General features: G+C 70.8%; 13 protein-coding genes and 1 pseudogene. 3 read left to right on the top strand and 11 right to left on the bottom strand.

The features are described 5' to 3' along the window. Position 1: 1 nt before the first annotated feature. From IE321_RS08010 to IE321_RS07990, 5 genes are all read right to left on the bottom strand, one after another. Complete coding sequence (locus tag IE321_RS08010) at positions 2–967, bottom strand: HpcH/HpaI aldolase/citrate lyase family protein (protein WP_190222292.1); 966 nt, start codon at positions 965–967, stop codon at positions 2–4. Further along, positions 964–3024: an ethylmalonyl-CoA mutase gene (locus IE321_RS08005; protein ID WP_190222291.1), complete on the bottom strand. Its 2061-nt coding sequence runs from the start codon at positions 3022–3024 to the stop codon at positions 964–966. Before IE321_RS08005 ends, IE321_RS08010 begins: the two co-directional genes overlap by 4 nt. 15 nt (positions 3025–3039) lie before the next feature. Next, a complete protein-coding gene (gene ccrA / locus IE321_RS08000; RefSeq protein WP_043224039.1) occupies positions 3040–4377 on the bottom strand; it encodes a crotonyl-CoA carboxylase/reductase in 1338 nt (445 codons plus the stop codon). A 419-nt stretch (positions 4378–4796) separates the two neighbouring features. Continuing rightward, positions 4797–5630: a TetR family transcriptional regulator gene (locus tag IE321_RS07995; protein ID WP_190222290.1), complete on the bottom strand. Its 834-nt coding sequence runs from the start codon at positions 5628–5630 to the stop codon at positions 4797–4799. 100 nt (positions 5631–5730) lie between these two features. After that, positions 5731–7512 carry a 3-hydroxyacyl-CoA dehydrogenase family protein gene (locus tag IE321_RS07990; protein WP_190222289.1) on the bottom strand — a complete coding sequence of 594 codons (1782 nt, stop codon included), beginning with the start codon at positions 7510–7512 and terminating at the stop codon, positions 5731–5733. Positions 7513–7869: 357 nt separating this feature from the next. Between IE321_RS07990 and IE321_RS07985 the strand changes: the two genes are divergently transcribed. Continuing rightward, the gene (locus tag IE321_RS07985; protein ID WP_079021999.1) at positions 7870–8487 is read left to right on the top strand and encodes a HEAT repeat domain-containing protein; all 618 of its coding nucleotides are present in this window, start codon (positions 7870–7872) and stop codon (positions 8485–8487) included. Between the two features lie 1369 nt (positions 8488–9856). On the opposite strand, the gene IE321_RS07980 is transcribed toward IE321_RS07985, so the two are convergent. From IE321_RS07980 to IE321_RS07970, 3 genes and pseudogenes are all read right to left on the bottom strand, one after another. Beyond that, complete coding sequence (locus tag IE321_RS07980; protein ID WP_372470299.1) at positions 9857–10000, bottom strand: hypothetical protein; 144 nt, start codon at positions 9998–10000, stop codon at positions 9857–9859. A 73-nt stretch (positions 10001–10073) separates the two neighbouring features. Continuing rightward, positions 10074–11768, bottom strand: coding sequence for an alpha/beta hydrolase (locus tag IE321_RS07975; protein ID WP_190222288.1), 1695 nt, complete (start codon positions 11766–11768; stop codon positions 10074–10076). 112 nt (positions 11769–11880) lie between these two features. Continuing rightward, a pseudogene (locus IE321_RS07970) lies at positions 11881–12720 on the bottom strand (radical SAM family protein); the annotation flags it as partial. 56 nt (positions 12721–12776) lie between these two features. On the opposite strand from IE321_RS07970, the gene IE321_RS07965 reads away from it, so the two are divergent. Further along, on the top strand, positions 12777–14240 hold the full coding sequence (locus IE321_RS07965) for a recombinase family protein (RefSeq protein WP_190222287.1): 1464 nt from the start codon (positions 12777–12779) through the stop codon (positions 14238–14240). Positions 14241–14400: 160 nt separating this feature from the next. Here IE321_RS07965 and IE321_RS07960 read toward each other — a convergent pair whose 3' ends face one another. Together IE321_RS07960 and IE321_RS07955 are read right to left on the bottom strand one after the other, a co-directional pair. Beyond that, on the bottom strand, positions 14401–15696 hold the full coding sequence (locus IE321_RS07960; RefSeq protein WP_190222286.1) for a phage tail sheath family protein: 1296 nt from the start codon (positions 15694–15696) through the stop codon (positions 14401–14403). A gap of 338 nt (positions 15697–16034) precedes the next feature. Beyond that, positions 16035–16613, bottom strand: coding sequence for a recombinase family protein (locus tag IE321_RS07955; protein WP_190222285.1), 579 nt, complete (start codon positions 16611–16613; stop codon positions 16035–16037). 401 nt (positions 16614–17014) lie between these two features. Between IE321_RS07955 and IE321_RS07950 the strand changes: the two genes are divergently transcribed. Next, positions 17015–18001 (top strand): endonuclease domain-containing protein, encoded by a 987-nt coding sequence (locus tag IE321_RS07950; RefSeq protein ID WP_190222284.1) that lies wholly within the window; start codon positions 17015–17017, stop codon positions 17999–18001. A gap of 474 nt (positions 18002–18475) precedes the next feature. Here the strand turns inward: IE321_RS07950 and IE321_RS07945 are convergent, their stop codons facing one another. Beyond that, positions 18476–18862 carry a hypothetical protein gene (locus IE321_RS07945; protein ID WP_190222283.1) on the bottom strand — a complete coding sequence of 129 codons (387 nt, stop codon included), beginning with the start codon at positions 18860–18862 and terminating at the stop codon, positions 18476–18478. Positions 18863–19262 lie beyond the last annotated feature (400 nt).

The raw sequence follows: 19262 nt of genomic DNA, 5'->3' as shown, positions 1-19262 counted from the left end.
CTCAGGCCTCCGGGATCTCGAACTTCGACGTGCGCTGCATGCCGGCGGCGCGGCCCTTGCCGGAGATGACCAGGGCCATCTTGCGGGAGGCCTCGTCGATCATCTCGTCGCCGAGCATCGCGGAGCCCTTCTTCCCGCCGGCCTCGGACGTGTAGTAGTCGTACGCGTCGAGGATCAGCTCGGCGTGGTCGTAGTCCTCCTGCGAGGGCGAGAAGATCTCGTTCGCGGCGGCGACCTGGTCCGGGTGGAGCACCCACTTGCCGTCGAAGCCCAGGGCGGCGGCGCGCTGCGCGACGGCCTTGTAGCCCTCCTGGTTGCGGATCTGGAGGTAGGGGCCGTCGATCGCCTGGAGGTTGTTGGCGCGGGCCGCCATCAGGATGCTCATCAGGATGTGGTGGTAGGCGTCCGCCGGGTAGCCGGGCGGCTGCTCGCCGACGACCAGGGACTTCATGTTGATGGAGGCCATGAAGTCGGCCGGGCCGAAGATGATCGTCTCGACGCGCTGGGAGGCCTGCGCGATCGCGTTGACGTTGTTCAGGCCCTGGGCGTTCTCGATCTGCGCCTCGATGCCGATCTTGCCGACCTCGAAGCCCATGGTCTTCTCGATCTGGGTCAGCAGGAGGTCGAGCGCCACGATCTGCTGGGCGTCCTGGACCTTCGGCAGCATGATGCAGTCGAGGTTCTGGCCGGCGCCCTCGACGACGGTGACGACGTCGCGGTACGTCCAGTGGGTCGTCCAGTCGTTGACGCGGACCACGCGGGTCTTGCCGGTCCAGTCGCCCTCGTTCAGGAACTTCACGATGGTGTGGCGGGCCTCGGGCTTGGCCAGCGGCGCGCAGGCGTCCTCCAGGTCGAGGAAGACCTGGTCGGCCGCGAGACCCTGGGCCTTCTCCAGGAAGCGCGGGTTGGAGCCGGGCACCGCGAGGCAGGAGCGGCGGGGACGCAACCGGTTCACGGGGCTGGTCATGCGGGGACCTCCGTACATTCAAGGGGGCTGAGCTTGTGAGCTTTCCGGATCTCGTCGACGATACGGCCGATGATCTCGGTGATGCCGAAGTCCTTCGGGGTGAAGACGGCGGCCACACCCGCGCGGCGCAGTTCCTCGCCGTCCGCGTTCGGGATGATGCCGCCGACGATGACCGGGATGTCGGTGGCGCCGGCGTCCTTGAGGCGGTCGAGGACGTCGGGGACCAGCTGGGCGTGCGAGCCGGAGAGGATCGACAGGCCCACCGCGTGCACGTCCTCCTCCAGGGCGGCGTCCACGATCTGCTCCGGGGTGAGCCGGATGCCCTGGTAGACCACCTCGAAGCCGGCGTCGCGGGCCCGGACGGCGATCTGCTCGGCGCCGTTGGAGTGGCCGTCGAGGCCCGGCTTGCCGACCAGGAAGCGCAGCTTGCCGATGCCCAGGTCCTGGGCGGTGCGGTCGACCTTGCGGCGGACCTCGGCCAGCGGGGAGCCGGTCTCGGCCGGCACCGCGACCGGGGCGGAGGAGACGCCGGTGGGGGCGCGGTACTCGCCGAAGACCTCGCGCAGCGCCCCGGACCACTCGCCGGTGGTGACGCCGGCGCGGGCGCACTCCAGGGTGGCCTCCATGAGGTTCTCGGTGCCGCGGGCGGCCTCCTTCAGGAGGTCCAGCGCCTGCTGGGTGGTCGGGAAGACGAACGGGTCGCCGTTGCCCTGGCGGTCCGTGGACTCCTGCCGCTCGGCGCGCCAGCGGGAGACGGCGCCGACCACGCGGGCCTCGACGGCCGGGTCGACGGTCTGGATCGCCGTGTCGAGGTCCGCGGTGAGCGGGTTCGGCTCGGTCGACTGGAAGACGTTGACGCCGATGATCTTGTCCTCGCCGGACTCGATCCGGGCGCGGCGCTCGGCGTGCGAGGAGACCAGCTGGGCCTTGAGGTAGCCGGACTCGACGGCGGCCATCGCGCCGCCCATCTCCTGGATCCGGTCGATCTCGGCCAGGCACTCGGTGACGAGGGCGTCGACCTTGGCCTCGATGACGTGGGAGCCGGCGAAGATGTCCTCGTACTCCAGCAGGTCGGACTCGTGGGCGAGGACCTGCTGGATGCGGAGCGACCACTGCTGGTCCCACGGCCGGGGGAGGCCCAGGGCCTCGTTCCAGGCGGGGAGCTGGACGGCACGGGCGCGGGCGTCCTTGGAGAGGGTGACGGCCAGCATCTCCAGGACGATCCGCTGGACGTTGTTCTCCGGCTGGGCCTCGGTGAGGCCGAGCGAGTTGACCTGGACGCCGTAGCGGAAGCGCCGCTGCTTGGCGTCCTCGATCCCGTACCGCTCGCGGGTCACCCTGTCCCAGATGCGGCCGAAGGCGCGCATCTTGCACATCTCCTCGATGAAGCGGACACCCGCGTTCACGAAGAAGGAGATGCGAGCGACGACCTCGCCGAACCGCTCCTCGGGCACCTGGCCCGAGGCGCGGACGGAGTCGAGGACCGCGATGGCGGTGGACATCGCGTACGAGATCTCCTGGACCGGAGTGGCCCCCGCCTCCTGCAGGTGGTAGCTGCAGATGTTGATCGGGTTCCACTTCGGGATGTTGTTGACCGTGTACGCGATCATGTCCGTCGTGAGGCGGAGCGAGGGGCCGGGCGGGAAGACGTGCGTCCCGCGCGACAGGTACTCCTTCACGATGTCGTTCTGCGTGGTGCCCTGGAGCTTGGTGATGTCCGCACCCTGCTCCTCGGCCGCCACCTGGTAGAGCGCCAGGAGCCACATCGCCGTGGCGTTGATGGTCATCGAGGTGTTCATCTGCTCCAGGGGGATGTCCTGGAACAGCCGGCGCATGTCACCGAGGTGCGAGACCGGGACCCCGACCCGGCCGACCTCGCCGCGGGCGAGGACGTGGTCCGGGTCGTAGCCCGTCTGGGTCGGCAGGTCGAAGGCGACCGACAGACCGGTCTGGCCCTTGGCGAGATTGCGCCGGTACAGCTCGTTGGACGCCTCGGCGGTCGAGTGACCGGCGTAGGTCCGCATGAGCCACGGCCGGTCCTTCTGGCGCTCAGTCATGTGAGGTCCCCGGGCTCAGATGTTGCGGAAGCGGTTGATGGCGTCGATGTGCTGGGCGCGCAGTTCCTCGTCGCGGACGCCGAGGCCCTCCTGGGGGGCGAGGGCGAGGACGCCGACCTTGCCCTGGTGGAGGTTGCGGTGGACGTCGTACGCGGCCTGGCCGGTCTCCTCCAGGGTGTACGTCTTGGAGAGCGTGGGGTGGATCTTGCCCTTGGCGATCAGGCGGTTGGCCTCCCACGCCTCGCGGTAGTTCGCGAAGTGCGAGCCGATGATGCGCTTCAGCGACATCCACAGGTAGCGGTTGTCGTACTCGTGCATGTAGCCCGAGGTGGAGGCGCAGGTGGTGATGGTGCCGCCCTTGCGGGTGACGTAGACGGAGGCGCCGAAGGTCTCGCGGCCCGGGTGCTCGAAGACGATGTCGATGTCCTCGCCGCCGGTGAACTCGCGGATCTTGGAGCCGAACCGCTTCCACTCGCGCGGGTCCTGGGTCCGCTCGTCCTTCCAGAACTTGTAGCCCTCGGCGTTGCGGTCGATGACCGCCTCGGCGCCCATGGCGCGGCAGATGTCGGCCTTCTCGGGGGAGGAGACGACACAGATCGGGTTGGCGCCGCCGGCCAGCGCGAACTGGGTGGCGTAGGAGCCGAGGCCGCCGCTGGCGCCCCAGATGAGGACGTTGTCGCCCTGCTTCATGCCGGCGCCGTTGCGCGAGACCAGCTGGCGGTAGGCGGTGGAGTTGACCAGACCGGGTGCCGCCGCCTCCTCCCAGCTGAGGTGCTTCGGCTTCGGCATCAGCTGGTTGGACTTGACCAGCGCGATCTCGGCGAGGCCGCCGAAGTTGGTCTCGAAGCCCCAGATCCGCTGCTCGGGGTCGAGCATCGTGTCGTTGTGGCCGTCCGAGGACTCCAGCTCGACCGAGAGGCAGTGCGCGACGACCTCGTCGCCCGGCGTCCAGGCGTTCACGCCCGGGCCGGTGCGCAGCACGACGCCGGCGAGGTCGGAGCCGATCACGTGGTACGGCAGGTCGTGGCGCTTGGTCAGCTCGGAGAGCCGGCCGTAGCGCTCCAGGAAGCCGAAGGTGGAGACGGGCTCGAAGATCGAGGTCCAGACCGAGTTGTAGTTCACGGAGCTGGCCATGACGGCGACGAGCGCCTCGCCGGGGCCCAGCTCGGGGAGCGGGACCTGGTCGAGGTGGAGCGACTTGCGGGGGTCCTTGTCGCGGCTGGCGACGCCGGCGAACATCTCGGCCTCGTCCTTGTGGACGGTGACGGCCTTGTACGACTCGGGGAGCTTGATGTTCGCGAAGTCGGCGGACGTGGCGTCCTGCGACTGGATCGCGTCCAGGATTTCCTTCACGGTGTGCCTCCGGCGGAGAGCGTCCGGGAGCGGACGCCTGAGGGGTACGTCGGGGAGTGCTGCTGCTGTGGAGGTGTGCCGTCGGTTCGGCTCGGGTGGTGCGTGGCGGCGCCGGTGTGGGGCGCGAGGGTGCCTGTGACGCAGGCGTCCGGGCGCACGGCCGGGAGGGCCGTGGGGACAGCCGGACCGCGGGTCTTCTCCGCGCTCCGGCCGCCCGGACAACATCAACGTATGGCACGCCGTGTCACGTGACAAGGCACTGCGTGCCAACAATTTCTCTCAGATGCGAAAAGGTGCTCACGGATGAGCGATGATCGATCGAATGCCCCTCTGAGCTGGGGGAACACGACGAGGGCCGCCCCCGGGAAACCGGGGGCGGCCCTCGTGTCGGACCTTGGAAGGCGAGGGAGAAGGGCTCCTCAGCCCTTCGTGAGTGCCTGCTGGATGGTCCGCATGACCTCGTCCAGCGGAGCGTCCGTACGGGCCACCGCGACCAGCACGTCACCCGAGGTGGAGACCCGCGCGGCCGGCGTCTCCCAAGACGGCTGGGTCTGCTGGGGGGAGGGGGCCGGACGGCCCGCGCCTATGCCCGTGCCGAAGGTCTCCCGGACGATCGCGAAGGCGTGGTCGAGCTGGCTCTCCACGTCGCCCTGGCCGCCCGCCCGCAGCCAGCGCCGCAGCACGTGGTTGTGGGCCGTCACCACCGCGGAGGCCGCCACCTCGGCGAGCAGCGGGTCGTCGTTGCCGTCGTGGTGGTCGCGCTCGTCGAAGTGGCCCAGGAGGTAGCGCGTGAAGAGCCGCTCGTAGCGGGCCACCGAGGCGATCTCGCGCTCCCGCAGCGTCGGCACCTCGCGGGTCAGCCGGTAGCGGGCCACGGAGATCGCGGGGGAGCCCGCGTACATCTTCATGACCTCCTTGATGCCCCGGCACACGGTGTCGAGCGGGTGCTCGTGCGGCGGGGCCGCGTTCAGCACCGCCTCCGCGCGCACCAGCGTGTCGTCGTGGTCCGGGAAGATCGCCTCCTCCTTGGACCGGAAGTGGCGGAAGAAGGTCCGCCGGGCCACCCCGGCCGCCGCCGCGATCTCGTCGACCGTGGTGGCCTCGTACCCCTTCGTCGCGAAGAGCTCCATCGCGGCCGCCGCCAGCTCCCGGCGCATCTTCAGCCGCTGCGCGGCGGCACGGGTCCCCGCCGCGCTCTCCTGGGGAGCGTCGGAGGAAGAGGTGGCACGGGGTGTCTTCACGGCCTTGGGCATGACCCGAACGTACTGCATCCGTGCAGGAAGACGCGCCTGCGGGGGCGGGCCGCCGGGGGGCTCCAGCAGCCCGCCCCACCCCTGTCCGGGATCGCCGGGCTCAGCGACGGGCATATTCGCGGAAGCCGCGCCCCGTCTTGCGGCCGAGGCAGCCGGCCGCCACCAGGTGCTCCAGGAGCGGCGCGGGGGCCAGCCCCGGGTCGCGGAACTCGCGGTGCAGCACCTTCTCGATCGCCAGCGAGACGTCCAGGCCGACCACGTCCAGCAGCTCGAACGGACCCATCGGGTAGCCGCCGCCCAGCTTCATCGCCGTGTCGATGTCGTCCAGCGTCGCGTAGTGCTCCTGGACCATCTTGACCGCGTTGTTCAGGTACGGGAACAGCAGCGCGTTCACGATGAAGCCGGCCCGGTCGCCGCAGTCCACGCCGTGCTTGCGGATCTTCGCGGTGACCTCGCGGACCGTGGCGTGCACGTCGTCGGCGGTCAGCACCGTCCGGACGATCTCGACCAGCTTCATCGCCGGCGCCGGGTTGAAGAAGTGCATGCCGATGACGTCCTGCGGCCGCGTGGTGGCCTTGGCGCAGGCCACGACCGGCAGCGAGGAGGTCGTGGTGGCGAGCACCGCGCCCGGCTTGCAGATCTTGTCCAGACGGGCGAACAGCTCCTGCTTGATCCCCAGGTCCTCGGCGACCGCCTCGACCGCCAGGTCGACCTCGGCGAAGGCGTCCAGCGAACCGGCCGGGACGATCCGCGCCAGCGTCTCGTCGCGGGCCTCACCGGTCATCCGGCCCTTGCTCACCGAGCGCTCCAGCGACTTGGCGATGTACGCCTTGGCCGCGTCCGCCTTCTCCTGCGAGCGGGCCGCGAGGACCACGTCGTACCCGGCCTTGGCGAAGACCTCGGCGATGCCGGAGGCCATCGTGCCCGAACCCGCCACGCCCACCGAGTGGACCTCGCGGCCCGCGCCGCCGGCGCCCGAGGCCGCCGGGGTCAGCGCGTCGGCCACCTTCTCGGCCGCGCCCGGCGCCGCGTAGGTGTAGAAGCCGCGGCCCGCCTTGCGGCCGGTGAGCCCGGCCTCGGAGAGCTGCTTCAGGATCGGCGCGGGGGCGTGCAGCCGGTCGTGGGACGCCTGGTACATCGCGTCGAGGACGGTGCGGGCCGTGTCGATGCCGACCAGGTCGAGCAGCTCCAGCGGGCCCATCGGCAGACCGCAGCCCAGCTTCATGGCCGCGTCGATGTCCTCGCGGGAGGCGTAGCGGGCCTCGTACATGGCCGCGGCCTGGTTGAGGTAGCCGAAGAGCAGCCCGTCCGCGATGAAGCCGGCCCGGTCGCCGACCGCCACCGGCTCCTTGCCCAGGTCCTGGGCCAGTCGGGTGACCGCGTCCACCGCCCGCGGGTCGGTCAGCACCGAGGAGACCACCTCGACCAGCTTCATGGCCTGGACCGGCGCGAAGAAGTGCAGGCCGAGGACGCGCTCCGGGTGCGCCGAGTCGGCGGCGAGCCGGGTCACCGACAGCGCGTTGGTGCCGGTGGCGAGGATGGCGTCCGGCCGGACGATGCCGTCCAGCGCGCGGAGGACCTCCTGCTTGGTCTCGTACGCCTCCGGGACCACCTCGATGACGAGGTCGGCCGCGGCGGCGGCCTGGAGGTCCGAGTAGACGCGGAAGCGCGCCAGCGCGTCCTGCCGCTCGTCCTCGGTGATGCGCTCGCGGGCCACCGCGCGGGCGGTGGACGCCTCCAGGGCGGCGACGGCCCGGGCGCCGGCGGACTCGCTGACGTCGATGCCGACGACCTCACGGCCGGCCCGGACGAGGACGTCGGCGATGCCGGTGCCCATGGTGCCGAGGCCGACGACGGCGATGGTGGAGAGAGGGGTGTCCATCAGGGGACTCCTGGGAGGAAGAGTGACGACTGAAGGCGGTGCGCGCACGGAGAAAGGGGCGCGGAAATACCGGGAACGCGGCCGGCCGCGCGAAGGCGGCGCCACGGTGTACGGCGATGCGGCCCCGTGCGCACGGCGGCGAGGGCCTGAAGAGAGAAGAAAAGGGAGACGAGGGCTCTGTCCCTGAACCACGTCGAGAACTGCCGAACCGACCAGCGCCCGCCGCGGCTGCGTCACCAGGCCGCGGCGAGAAGTGCGGGGGTTCCCCGCTCACTTGAGATTAACCGGCCGGTAACGAGCGCGCCAGTCCTGGGAAGTCGGGAAAATGTGATGTGGATCGCGGATAGCCTCGGATTCATGGAAATCGCCGAGGGAATCTCCGAAGATCCCGAATTCTGCTCGATGATCGATCGATTGCGGGACGAGATCGAGAACGAGGAAGGAGCCGTTCCCGCCGCATTCGGAGAACTCGCCCGCACCACCGACCCCGAGGAACTCCACCGGCTGCTCACGGCGCCCGCGCAGCCGCTCTGGGCCCGCGAGATCGCCGCCTACCTGCTCGGCGTGACCGGCGACCGGCGCTCCTTCGAGGCCCTCGTCCTCCTCCTCAACCACCGGGACCCCGAGCGGTGCGTCACCGCCGCCCACGCCCTCGTCCGGCTCGGCGACCCGCGCACCGCCCGGGCCGCCGCGGCCCTCGCCACCAACGAACTCCGGGCCGCCTACGCCCTCCTGCCGGTCCGGCTCCTCGCCGACCTGCGCGCCCCCGAGTCCGTCCCGGCCCTCGTCACCGTGCTGGAGCGACGGCTAGCGGCCGGCGACCCGCACTGGCGCGTCGGCCTCGCCTGCGTCGAGGGCCTCGGCACCCTCGGCGACCCGCTCGCCCGGGACGTCCTCGAAGCGGCCCTCCCGCACCCCCGCCTCGGCCGGGCCGCCGAGCGCTCCCTCACCCTCCTCGGCGGCCCGGGCGCCTGACCGGTCGCCGCCGCGCACGGCGGCGAGCACCCCGGACAGCCCGGTCAGGACCGGCGGAAGCGCCGCCAGCGCGAAGCAGACGGCGAGCGGGAGCCGGCCCACCAGCAGCCCCGCCCCGGCGGTCGCCGACGTGGAGCCCGCGTTGAAGGCCGTGTTCACCCAGGCCCCGGCCCGGGTACGGCGCTCCGCCGCGACGGACTCGTCGGCCAGCAGATACGCGGTCGTGAGCGCCGGCGCCACGCACAGTCCGCCCAGCGCCACCCCGGCGACCAGCAGGTACGGATGCGGGGCCAGCCCCGTCACCACCAGGACGGCGCCGAGCGCCAGGCCCAGCACCGCCAGCCGGGTCGCGGCCGGAGCGCGCCACGGCACCGCGCCGAACAGCAGCCCGCCGACGGCGCTGCCCGCCGACAGCGCGGCCATCGCCCACGGCACCAGGCCGGGCCGCCCGGCCGTGTCGGCGAAGGCGATCACCAGCAGCTCCACGGCCCCCAGGCACAGGCCCAGGGCGGCCGCCCCGGCCGCCGCCCGCCCGACGCCGCGCGGCCGCGGTCCCGCGGGGACGGCACCGGCGGCGCGGGCAGCCTTCGCGCCCGGGACGGACCGGGTGAGCGGCGAGGCGGACAGCAGCAGACCGCCCGTCAGGACCAGGGCCGCGCCGAGCGCGAGACCGGCCGGCGGGGCCGCCGCGAGCAGCAGCAGCCCGACCAGCAACGGACCGGTGACGAAGAGCAGTTCCTCGGCGACCGTGTCCAGGCTGTAGGCCCGCCGCAGCAGGTCCCGGTCGGTGAGGGTCCGGCTCCACAGCGCCCGCGTCACCGGCCCCAGCGGCGGTGTCGTCATGCCCGCCGCCCCGGCCAGGACCACCAGGACGGCGCCCGGCACGCCCGGCCGGGCGGACACCGCGGCGAGGACGGCGAGCAGCGTCGCGTAGCCGAGGACCAGGGGCGGCAGGGCGCGGGAGGGGCTGTACCTGTCGACGAGCGCGGCCCGCGCCGGGGAGAGGAGCACGGCGGTGAGCCCGAGGGCGGCCAGGGCGGTCCCGGCCGTGGCGTACGAGCCGGTGGCCGCCTTCACGGAGAGCAGCAGGGAGAGCGGGGCGACCCCGTTGGAGAGCCGGCCGAGCAGACCGGCGCCGAAGGTCCGACGGGCGTGCGGGGCCCGCAGGACGGCCGCGTACGACGGCACGCGGGCAGGCGTGGGAGCAGGGGGTGTCGATGACATGGAGGTGTTCCTCGGAAGAGGGCGCGCGTCAGCCCCGGGGGAGCGCGCCGGGCGTGCGGGGACGGCGGGACGCCGCGCCGGGGACGGACCCGGGGGCACGGTCGTCGGGACGCCGACTCCTACGCACGGAAGAGGAACACGCGCGTCAACGTATCAGCCGGAGCTCCGCCCGTCCCTCCTCGGGACGCTCCTCGGGGCGCCCCGCCGGGACCAGCGCGAACGCCTCGATCTCCCTCAGCGGCTCGGGCCGCACCAGCGCGTCCACCTGGAGCGCGGAGCTCGCGGGCACCGGACGTCCTCGCGCACGCCACTGACGACGCCCGCGCCTTTCCGGGGCGCGGGCGTCGTCAGTGAGGAGGAACTCAGGGCCGACGCACGTGTCCGAGCAGCCCGTGCAGGGTGGTGCCGGCCCGCAGGCCCCGGGCGGCCGCCGCCTTCATGCCGACCTGCGTGCCGGCCTGCGTCCCGGCCTCGTCCCCGGCCGTCTCCGTCCCGGAGGCCTTCCCGGCCTTCTTCCCCGCCTTCTTCGGCGCGGCGGCCGGCTCCGGCTCGGGTGCCGGGAGGGCGGCGCAGACGGCGTCGACCTCCGCGCCGCCCTCGGCGCGCGGCACGGTGCCGGTGGCGAGGTAGGCGCTCAGGTGCTCGTCGAGGCAGTCGTTCCCGGCGAGGGTCACGCCGTGGTTCCCACCGCCCTGCTCGACGACCAGGCTGGAGCCGCGCAGCATCCGGTGCAGGGCGAGCCCGCCCTCGTACGGGGTGGCGGCGTCGTCCGTGGCCTGGAGGACCAGGACCGGGGACAGCTGGTCGTTGCCGACGTCCGGCGGGGTGAGCGGCTCCACCGGCCAGAACGCGCAGGGTGCGTTGTACCAGGCGTTGTTCCAGGTGGAGAACGGCGCCTTGGCGTGGACGTTCCAGCTGTCCTTCCGCCACACGTTCCAGTCCCGGGGCCAGGCGGCGTCCCGGCACTGCACGGCGGTGTAGACGGAGTAGCCGTTGTCGGCGGCGGAGTCGGCCTCGCCGTACCGCTCCCAGGCGGCGGTGAGCGGGGCCGGGTCGCCCTCGTTCACGTAGGCGGAGAAGGCGCTCGCGAGCTTGGGCCAGTACCCGTCGTAGTAGCCGCCGGGCAGGAAGGTGTCCTCCAGCTCGCCCGGGCCGACCTTGCCGCCGGCCGGGGAGTCGCGCAGCTCCTCGCGCATCCGGTACCAGGCGGCCTCGACCGCCGCGGGGTCGGTGCCCAGTCCGTAGACGGCGTCGTGCTTCGCCACCCAGGCCATGAGGTCCTTGTGCCGGGTGTCGAAGGCGTAGTCCTGCGCGATGTTGTCCTCGTACCAGACGCCGTTCGGGTTCACCACGGAGTCCAGCGCCATCCGCCGCACCCGCTCCGGGTACAGCCGGGCGTAGACGGCGCCGAGGTAGGTGCCGTACGAGTAGCCGAGGTAGTTGATCCGCTGGGCGCCGAGCGCCTTGCGGACGAGGTCGAGGTCGCGGGCGGTGGAGACGGTGTCGATGAACGGCAGGACGTCCGCGTGCTTCTTGCCGCAGGCGGCGGCGAAGGCCTGGGCGCGCTCCACGGCGGTCCGCTCGCCGTCGGCGCCGCGCGGCACCGAGTCGGGGCGCACCGGGTCGAAGTGGCCGGGCCGGCAGTCGAGCGCGGGCTCGCTCCTGCCGACGCCGCGCGGGTCGAAGCCGATCACGTCGTACTGGGCGGCGACCTTCGGCGGCAGCGAGGCGGCGACGTAGCCGGCCATGCCGCGGCCGCTGCCGCCCGGGCCGCCGGGGTTGACCAGGAGCGGGCCCTGGGAGGTCTTCGCGGTGTGCGGGATCCGGGTCAGCGCGAGCGTGATGCTCCGGCCGGCCGGGTCGTCGTGGTTCAGCGGCACCCCGAGGGTGGCGCACTGGAGCTTCGGGTACGCCTTGGTGCCGCAGTCGGTCCAGGCGAGCGGAGGGAGGGGGCGGGGGACCGGTTCACCGGTGCCCGCGGCGGACGCGGGCAGGACGGTGACCGTCCCGGCGACCAGCGCCCCAGCGGCGATCAGCATTCCTGCGCGGGTGGTCATGGAGCGTGGAGTGCCCCGCGGGGCGCGGGACACGACCTGTTCCGCCGGTAATCGACCCGAAAGGAGGGGGCGATGACGGCGTGTCAGGTGACTCCCCGGCGTGTCGGCGGGCTCAGAGCAGGCTGAGCTGCTCCGCGTCGCCCGCGGGCGGGGCGGGGGACCCGGACGGGCCGGCGGCGGGGCGCGGGACGCGGCGCGGGGTGCCCCGGTGGGCCGGGCCGATGCCGAACTCGGCGGCCAGCTCGTGCACCTGGCGGGTGATCCGGCGCTGGTACCAGGTGGGGGCGTAGGCGCCGCCGGCGTACATCCGCTCGTAGCGGCCGACGAGGTGGGGGTGGTGGCGGGCGAGCCAGGTCATGAACCACTCGCGGGCGCCGGGCCGCAGGTGGAGGACGAGCGGGGTGACGGAGACGGCGCCGGCCTCGGCGACGGCGCGGACGGTGGTCCGCAGCTGCTCGGGGGAGTCGCCGAGGAAGGGCACCACGGGGGCCATGAGGACCCCGCAGCCGATGCCGTGCCCGCCCAGGGTGCGGACCACGTCCAGGCGGCGGTGCGGGGAGGGCGTGCCGGGCTCGATCGTGCGCCACAGCTCCTCGTCGGTGAAGCCGACCGAGACGGAGACGCCGACCTCGGTGACCTCGGCGGCCTGGGTCAGCAGTTCCAGGTCGCGCAGGATCAGGGTGCCCTTGGTGAGGAGGGAGAACGGGTTGGCGCGGTCGCGCAGCGCGGTGAGGATGCCGGGCATGAGGCGGTACCGGCCCTCGGCCCGCTGGTAGCAGTCGACGTTGGTGCCCATGGCGATGTGGGCGCCCTGCCAGCGGGGGGAGGCGAGCTGGCGGGTGAGCAGCTCGGGGGCGTTGACCTTGACCACGATCTGGGAGTCGAAGCCGAGGCCGGTGTCCAGGTCGAGGTAGCTGTGGGTCTTGCGCGCGAAGCAGTAGACGCACCTGTACTGCCGGTTAGGACGCGCTAGGATCCGTCACCCAAGTGACTTAGGACGGGGCGGCCATGACCGGCTTTCAGCGGGGTGCGATCTACACCCGGATCAGTCGAGACGACGAACTCACCGGCGACGGCGTCACCCGTCAGGACGAGGATGCCGGGGCGCTCGCCCTCGCGCGAAGCATCCCGGTCCAGGGGCGCTACACCGACAACGACATCTCCGCGACCACCGGCAAACGGCTGCGCCCCGACTACGAGCGGCTCCTGACCGCCGTGCGCGCCGATCAGGTGGACGTCGTGATCGTGGCTGCCCTGAGCCGGCTGTGGCGCAACCGCCGCGAGCGGGCCGAGGGGATGGAACTCTTCCGCAAGCACGGCGTCTCGATCCTCGCCGTCAAGGGCCCCGAGCTGGACCTGACCACCGCGAGCGGCCGGCTCCTCGCGGGCCTCCTCGGCGAGGTCGACTCGTTCGAGGTGGAGCAGATGAGCGAGCGCGAGAAGCGGGAGATGCGTCAGCGGGTGGAGAGGGGCCTCCCCGCGACCGGCCCGAGGGCGTTCGGCTACAGCGCAGACGGCTGGACGACCATCCCCGAGGAGATGTCCGAGATCGTCAAGGCGTACGAGACGTTCGTGGTCACGAGGTCCGTATCCGGCATCACGCGGGACCTGCGCGAGCGAGGAATCCTCAACAAGGACGGGGAGCCCTGGACCAACAACGGGGTGAGGCACGTCCTGAAGAACCCCCGGTACGCGGCGCTGCGGGAGTACGAGGGGAAGCTGTACGAGGGGAAATGGCCGGCAGGCATCCCCGAGGATCTATGGCGCGCCGCCCAGCACATTTTTGAGACCGAGGACCGGGCCACCTCCCCGGGACCCGCACGGCGCCACCTCCTCTCCGGCATCGCCCTGTGCGGTATCTGCGCCGACGGGACCACCGTGACGAGCGGATCCCGAGGGGTGAAGAAGAACCGGACCGAGGGTGACGAGGAGCGCCCGGAGGACGAAACCGAACTCCTCGTAGAGGACGACGAGGCGACGTCGCAGCCCACCTATCGGTGCCGCGTGAGCAAGCACCTCACCCGGAACATGGAACCTGTGAACGACTGCGTGGAGGAGTACGTGATCGCCCGGCTCTCCCGCCCCGACGCGGCCGATCTGTTCCACGATGAAGCGGCCCCGGGCGCCGAGGATCTCCGGGCACAGGCGGTAGCGCTGCGGGCCCGCCTGAAGGCCCTCGCCGCCGCGTTCGCGGACGACGACGAGGCGGACGTGATGGAGTTCCGCGACGCGACCCGACGCCTGCGTGAGCGCCTCGCGGACGTGGAAAGCCGCATGGCCCACCCGCAGCGGGCACGGATCCTCTCGGGCCTGGTGGACGCGGACGACGTGCGCACCGCGTGGAAGGGGCTCAGCCTCGATCGCAGGCGCGCCGTGGTGAACCTCCTCGCCGAGGTGACCGTGGACCGAGCGGGCGGCGGCGGGCGCCGGCCGTTCAACCCGGGCACCGTGCGGATCGTCCCCCGCGTCTGACGGTGGCCCTTCCGGGGGCCGAATAGGAGGCCACACACATGAGAAGCGCCCCTCTGACGGGCTGAACAGCGGGCACCACGGTCAGTGCTCCACCCCGTACAGGCATCCCCGCACGGACTACTCCAGCCCGTCTCGCACGGCACTGCGGGAAGGCGGGCTGTCAGCCGGTCGGGGCGGGCTGTCCGGCGATCTGGGTGATGGTGAACTGGACGAACTCGGCAGGTCGTACGGGGGCGACGCCGATGTCGCAGATGACCTTCCCGTCGGCGATGGTCTCGGCCTTGTTGTTGGTTTCGTCGCAGATCACGTAGAACGCCTCGTCGGGGGTGCGGCCCTGCAGGGCGCCCTGGCGCCACTGGTCGGTGAGGAAGGAAGTGATCGACTGCCGCAGCGACTTCCACAGCGTCTCGTCGTTGGGCTCGAAGACCGCCCAGGTCGTGGCCTGCTGGATGGAGTCGCCGAGGCAGGAGACGAGGCGGCGGACGTTGAGGTACTTCCAGTCGCGGCTGGAGGACCTGGTGCGGGCGCCCCACACGAGCAGGCCCCTGTCGGGAAAGCTGCGCAGGCAGTTGACGCCCTCAGTGTTCAGCTCTCCGTGCTGGTCGTCGGTGAGGACGGTGAGGAGTTCCGTGACGCCGCGCAGGTTCTGGTTGGCGGGGGCCTTGAAGACGCCGCGCTCGGTGTCGGTGCGGGCCCAGATGCCCGCCATGTGACCGCTCGGCGGCACTGTGCGCTCCTGGCCGTCCACGCCCGGGACCTTGACCCACGGGTAGTACAGGGTGGTAAAGGCGGCATCGTCGGTGTCGGGCGCGGCGAGCTTCTCGGTGAAGGTCTTCACCTGACCCGGGTCCTGGCCGGGCGGCACGTCGAGGATCGCAAGCCGGTCCCGCTGCTCGGTGCAGTGCTTCACCACCGCGGCCATCCGGGCGGCGCCCTCGGCGTGGTCGGGCGCCGCTTCAGAGGACGCGTCCGTGGTCATGTCCCACAGGCTGGGCACGGCGACCATCGAGACCTCGGGCACGCTCTTCAGGCCGGCCAGGCCCGTGCGGGACTCCTCGTCCCCGTTGAGGTCCTGGACGGAAACGGCGTTCTGCGGGTGGGTGAAGCCCACCACGTAGCAGGTGGTGCCGCCGTTGGCGAAGAACCCGTAGACGGCCTCCGCCAGCGCGAGACACCGCTCCAGCGTGCGGCGCTCGACCGGGTCCTTCGCCTCCACGAGCTCCTCGGAGAGGCCCTCCATGCTGTAACGGAACACGAATTCCCGCCAGCTGCTGATCTGCCGCGGGACCTGGCGTTCGGCCTCGGAGAACGGCGCATTCGCACCGTCAGGGACGTCCTTGGCCGAGGGCTTCGTGTAGCCGAGGAACGCCGGGGTCGACGTGCCCACCCCGACGATCATGCGTACCCCGCTGGACATCTCCGTCACGTAGACCCCAGGCACCTTCGGGCTGGCCATTCGCGCTCCTCGATAAATAGGGGACAGCTGCTTGCCGATGCCCTAGCCGCCCGGCGATCTCCAGACCTGCCCACGGGCGAATGGGGCGAGCAAAGCAAACAGCACAGACCAAATTCCTAAATCGGAAGTACCACCCAAATCTCCTTAATCCAGACCCATGTTAGGTCCAGCAGAGCCTCGCAAACCCACCTTCCGGGTGAACCCTCAACGCTGCACGTAAGGCAGCGACCGGGAGGGCAGGAGGAGCCGCCGAGAGAGGTACGGTTCTGGTCAGTCATGTGTTGCGACGACTGCCGGGATTCACCGCTGAGGAGATGGGTGCTCCGCCGTGCCACCGGTCAGCCGACCCGGTCCGGATCGAGCGCCCGGTAGATCGTGGCTCGTCCCACTCCGAGTTCGTCGGCGATTTCCTGCACGGTGTGCCGGGGCCGGCCGTCTTCGTCCCGCTCGTCGCGCATGAACCGGGCGTGCCGGACCTGTGCCGGGGTGAGCGCGCTCTTCCGGCCGCCCACCTTCCCCTTGGCCCGAGCGGACGCGAGCCCGTCCATGGTCCGCTCCACGTTCAGGCTGCGCTCGAACTCGGCGACCGCGCCGAGGATCTGGAACATGAACCGCCCCACGGGGGTGGAGGTGTCCAAGCCCTGGTCCAAGACGACGAGATCCACGGTGCGCGCCTCCAGCTCGGCGGACACCTCCAGCAGGTGCTTCAGGGAGCGCCCGAGCCGGTCGAGCTTCGTGATCACGAGGGTGTCCCCGGCGCGCAGCCGGGTCATCACCTTGTCCAGCTCGGGGCGGTTCGTCAGCTTGCCGCTGATCTGGTCGAGGTAGATCTCTTCGCAGCCGGCCACCTCCAGGGCGGTGCGCTGCGCGTCAAGGTTCTGGTCTGTGGTGGACACGCGTCCGTAGCCAATCCTCATGTCAACTACCGTACCCAAAACGGGGGTTAGCGATACATTGATTCGGACACGAGTTGTGAGACACGAAAACCCTGGAGCCGCCGTCCGGCCCGAGGATGTCTCGCAAACGATCGTTTTCGGTCGATGCTTCAAAGATGCTGTCTGATGACCGAGTTGAAAGCCTGCTCTTGCCCTCCCCCTGCGAGCCTCGCCGGACGGTCATGGGCGCCGCGTCGCCTTCTCTCATGTGACACCTTTGCGGTGAGCGGGAGTCCGTGGATGCCCTCGGAGGCGGGATGGGGTCAGTGCGCGGCTTATGGACCTGGGGTCAACGTCTACCCTCGCGTGCCCGCCGCTTGTGACTGAGCGCCTCAGTCGGCGGATGAGGGTTGAGTTGGCTAGTCGAGCGAATGAGTGCTCAGATGCTCGGCATGTCGAAGTTGTGCGAATCCGGCGATGGGAAGCCCGCGACGCGGATGGGTGGGACCAGGTGCCAAGCCTGCTACCGCTACTACAAGAACCACGGCACCTTCGAACGGGCAGGTCGCCGGCCTCCGATCAGCATGGAGGTGGTGCTTCAGAACGTGGAGCCTTCCGGTTCGGGATGCTTGGTTTGGAAGGGGGCGACGGACAAGGACGGCCGCCCGCAGTACTACGACGGCGACCGTTACGCGGCGGGAGAGAACCCTCTCGTCTTCGTGCAGCGCTGGGTCTTCGAACGTCACTCCGACGAGCCGCTCGCGCCAGGGCAGACCGTCACCCGCGACTGCGAGAACAAGCTCCTGTGCATCAATCACGAGCACGCCACTTTGTGGCGGAACCTGGGAACCGCAGCCTTCGTGCGCCATGACGATCCCCGAGGCGGCGACGACACTCCTGACGTCGACGAATGCGTGAACGGGCACCCGTTCGGTGACGACAACGTCCCCTACGTGAACCCGAACACCGGGGCGCGCAGTTGTCGGCGCTGCACACGCGACTCGCAGTTGCGCAGACGTGGGATCGATCCGGAGTCGATGCCCTACAAGCCCTATCGGAGGGATGGTGCGCGATGCCGGAGCGGTCACGAGTACGCCGTGTACGGCTCCAAGGATCGCGGCGAGGGGCGTGTCTGCAATGAGTGTGTTCGGATCAAAAACGCGAAGAGCAACCTGAAGCAGAACTACGGCCTCACCTTCAAAGATGTCGCCCAGATGCTCATAGGCCAGGGTGGCGCCTGCGCGACATGCCTGAGCCCCTTCACGAAAGTTGATCCCGACGACCACCGTATGGGCGACGCGAACGTCGACCACTGTCACGCTCGTGGGCACAACCGTGGGCTGCTCTGCATGGATTGCAACATCGCCCTCGGCAAGATCAAGGACAGCACAGCGACGCTCAGCAGGATGATCGCCTATCTGGAGGCGTGATCTTCCGCACGCCACTCAACCACTCACTCGCCAACTGAACCGATCAGTCACGCCACAGCGGCAAGGGGGAGACTGAGCGGTTGCGCATTGCTGTGCAGCGGGTGTGCAGGGGGAGGGGAAGGCGGGCGCGCAGATACGGCCGGCGGACGAGGGCCTCGCGCAGGTGCGGCATAGGGGTCCGGAGCTGAATCAGGTTGAACGGGTCCAGGTGGGTGGACAGTTCCGGGGCGGGGGCGCCCCTCGTGGTCGCGGGCATCGGTTCTCCTCGTCGGCCGGGGCGCCCCGAGCGCGCCGCTCCCTGCCCGTGCAACGCCCTTACAGCCCCCGCGAGTCCCTCGATTGCTCCGCGACCGCGACAGGGGCGCAGCGGGCGACGTACGCCCTCGGGGCCCACCCGCCCTGTCGCTACCGCTTGTCTCCGCGACGGAATGCGGTCGAACCGGCGACTCGGCGTCACGCAAGCGAAGAGAACGTCTAGTCCACGGAGATCACGGCGCGGGCGATCTCGATGAACTCCTCCAACTGGTCGTTCATCTTCTCGGCCGAGGAGGTCCAGGCCGGCGACTGGACAGGGCGCTCGCCATTCCGTGCGGCCAGGGCTCGCTCGTCGGCGGCTTGCCGGAAGTCTGCCGCCGCGAAGATGAGCCGCTGTGCGGCGTCGGCAACGGCCTCCGGGCCCTCCAGCCGGACGATCTGGCACTTCTGGAAAGCTTCGTCGTAGCGCTCGCCCAAAGTGGCCAGGAGGGCGTCCAACTCCTGCGCCTCCGTGTCGCTCAGCGCCCGGCTGACTGGCCAGGGGATGGCACGGGACAGAGGGACGATCATGTCGCGCACCTTCTCGTAGGTGACGATGCAGTCCACGTATGACTGGCGCCTCAGCTCACGGTGCCACTTGCTGAGGTCTCGGCCGGCCTGGGCCTTGGCTTGCTTGCGAGCGGCTCGCTGAACCATGCCGTGGCCAGCAAGCAAGAAGAGGCCCGTGAGCACGACACCCCCGAGTGTCCAGACGGGGGCCCAGTCGAAGCTTGCGGGTGCTGAGGTAGCGCCTAGTGGGATCAATATCGATTGCATGGCGGCAGTGTGCTGGACGTGCGCTTCGGTCGGGGGCCGTTCGCTACGAGCCGGTCATCCGAGCGCGGCGAGTGAGACGGGCTGAGGCCAGACGTGCCCGTCTCAGTGAAATCGCAGGTCAGAGCTCGTATTTCGCCGGGTGAGACGGGTGAGACGGGCACTTTCGCTATTGCGGCTCTTGCCTACAAGC

Origin of the sequence: Streptomyces hydrogenans (genome assembly GCF_014656075.1) — a bacterium.
GTDB classification, from domain to species: domain Bacteria; phylum Actinomycetota; class Actinomycetes; order Streptomycetales; family Streptomycetaceae; genus Streptomyces; species Streptomyces hydrogenans.
The sequence above is the reverse complement of the archived record's forward strand: the minus strand, read 5'-3'. Positions and strand labels throughout refer to the sequence as shown.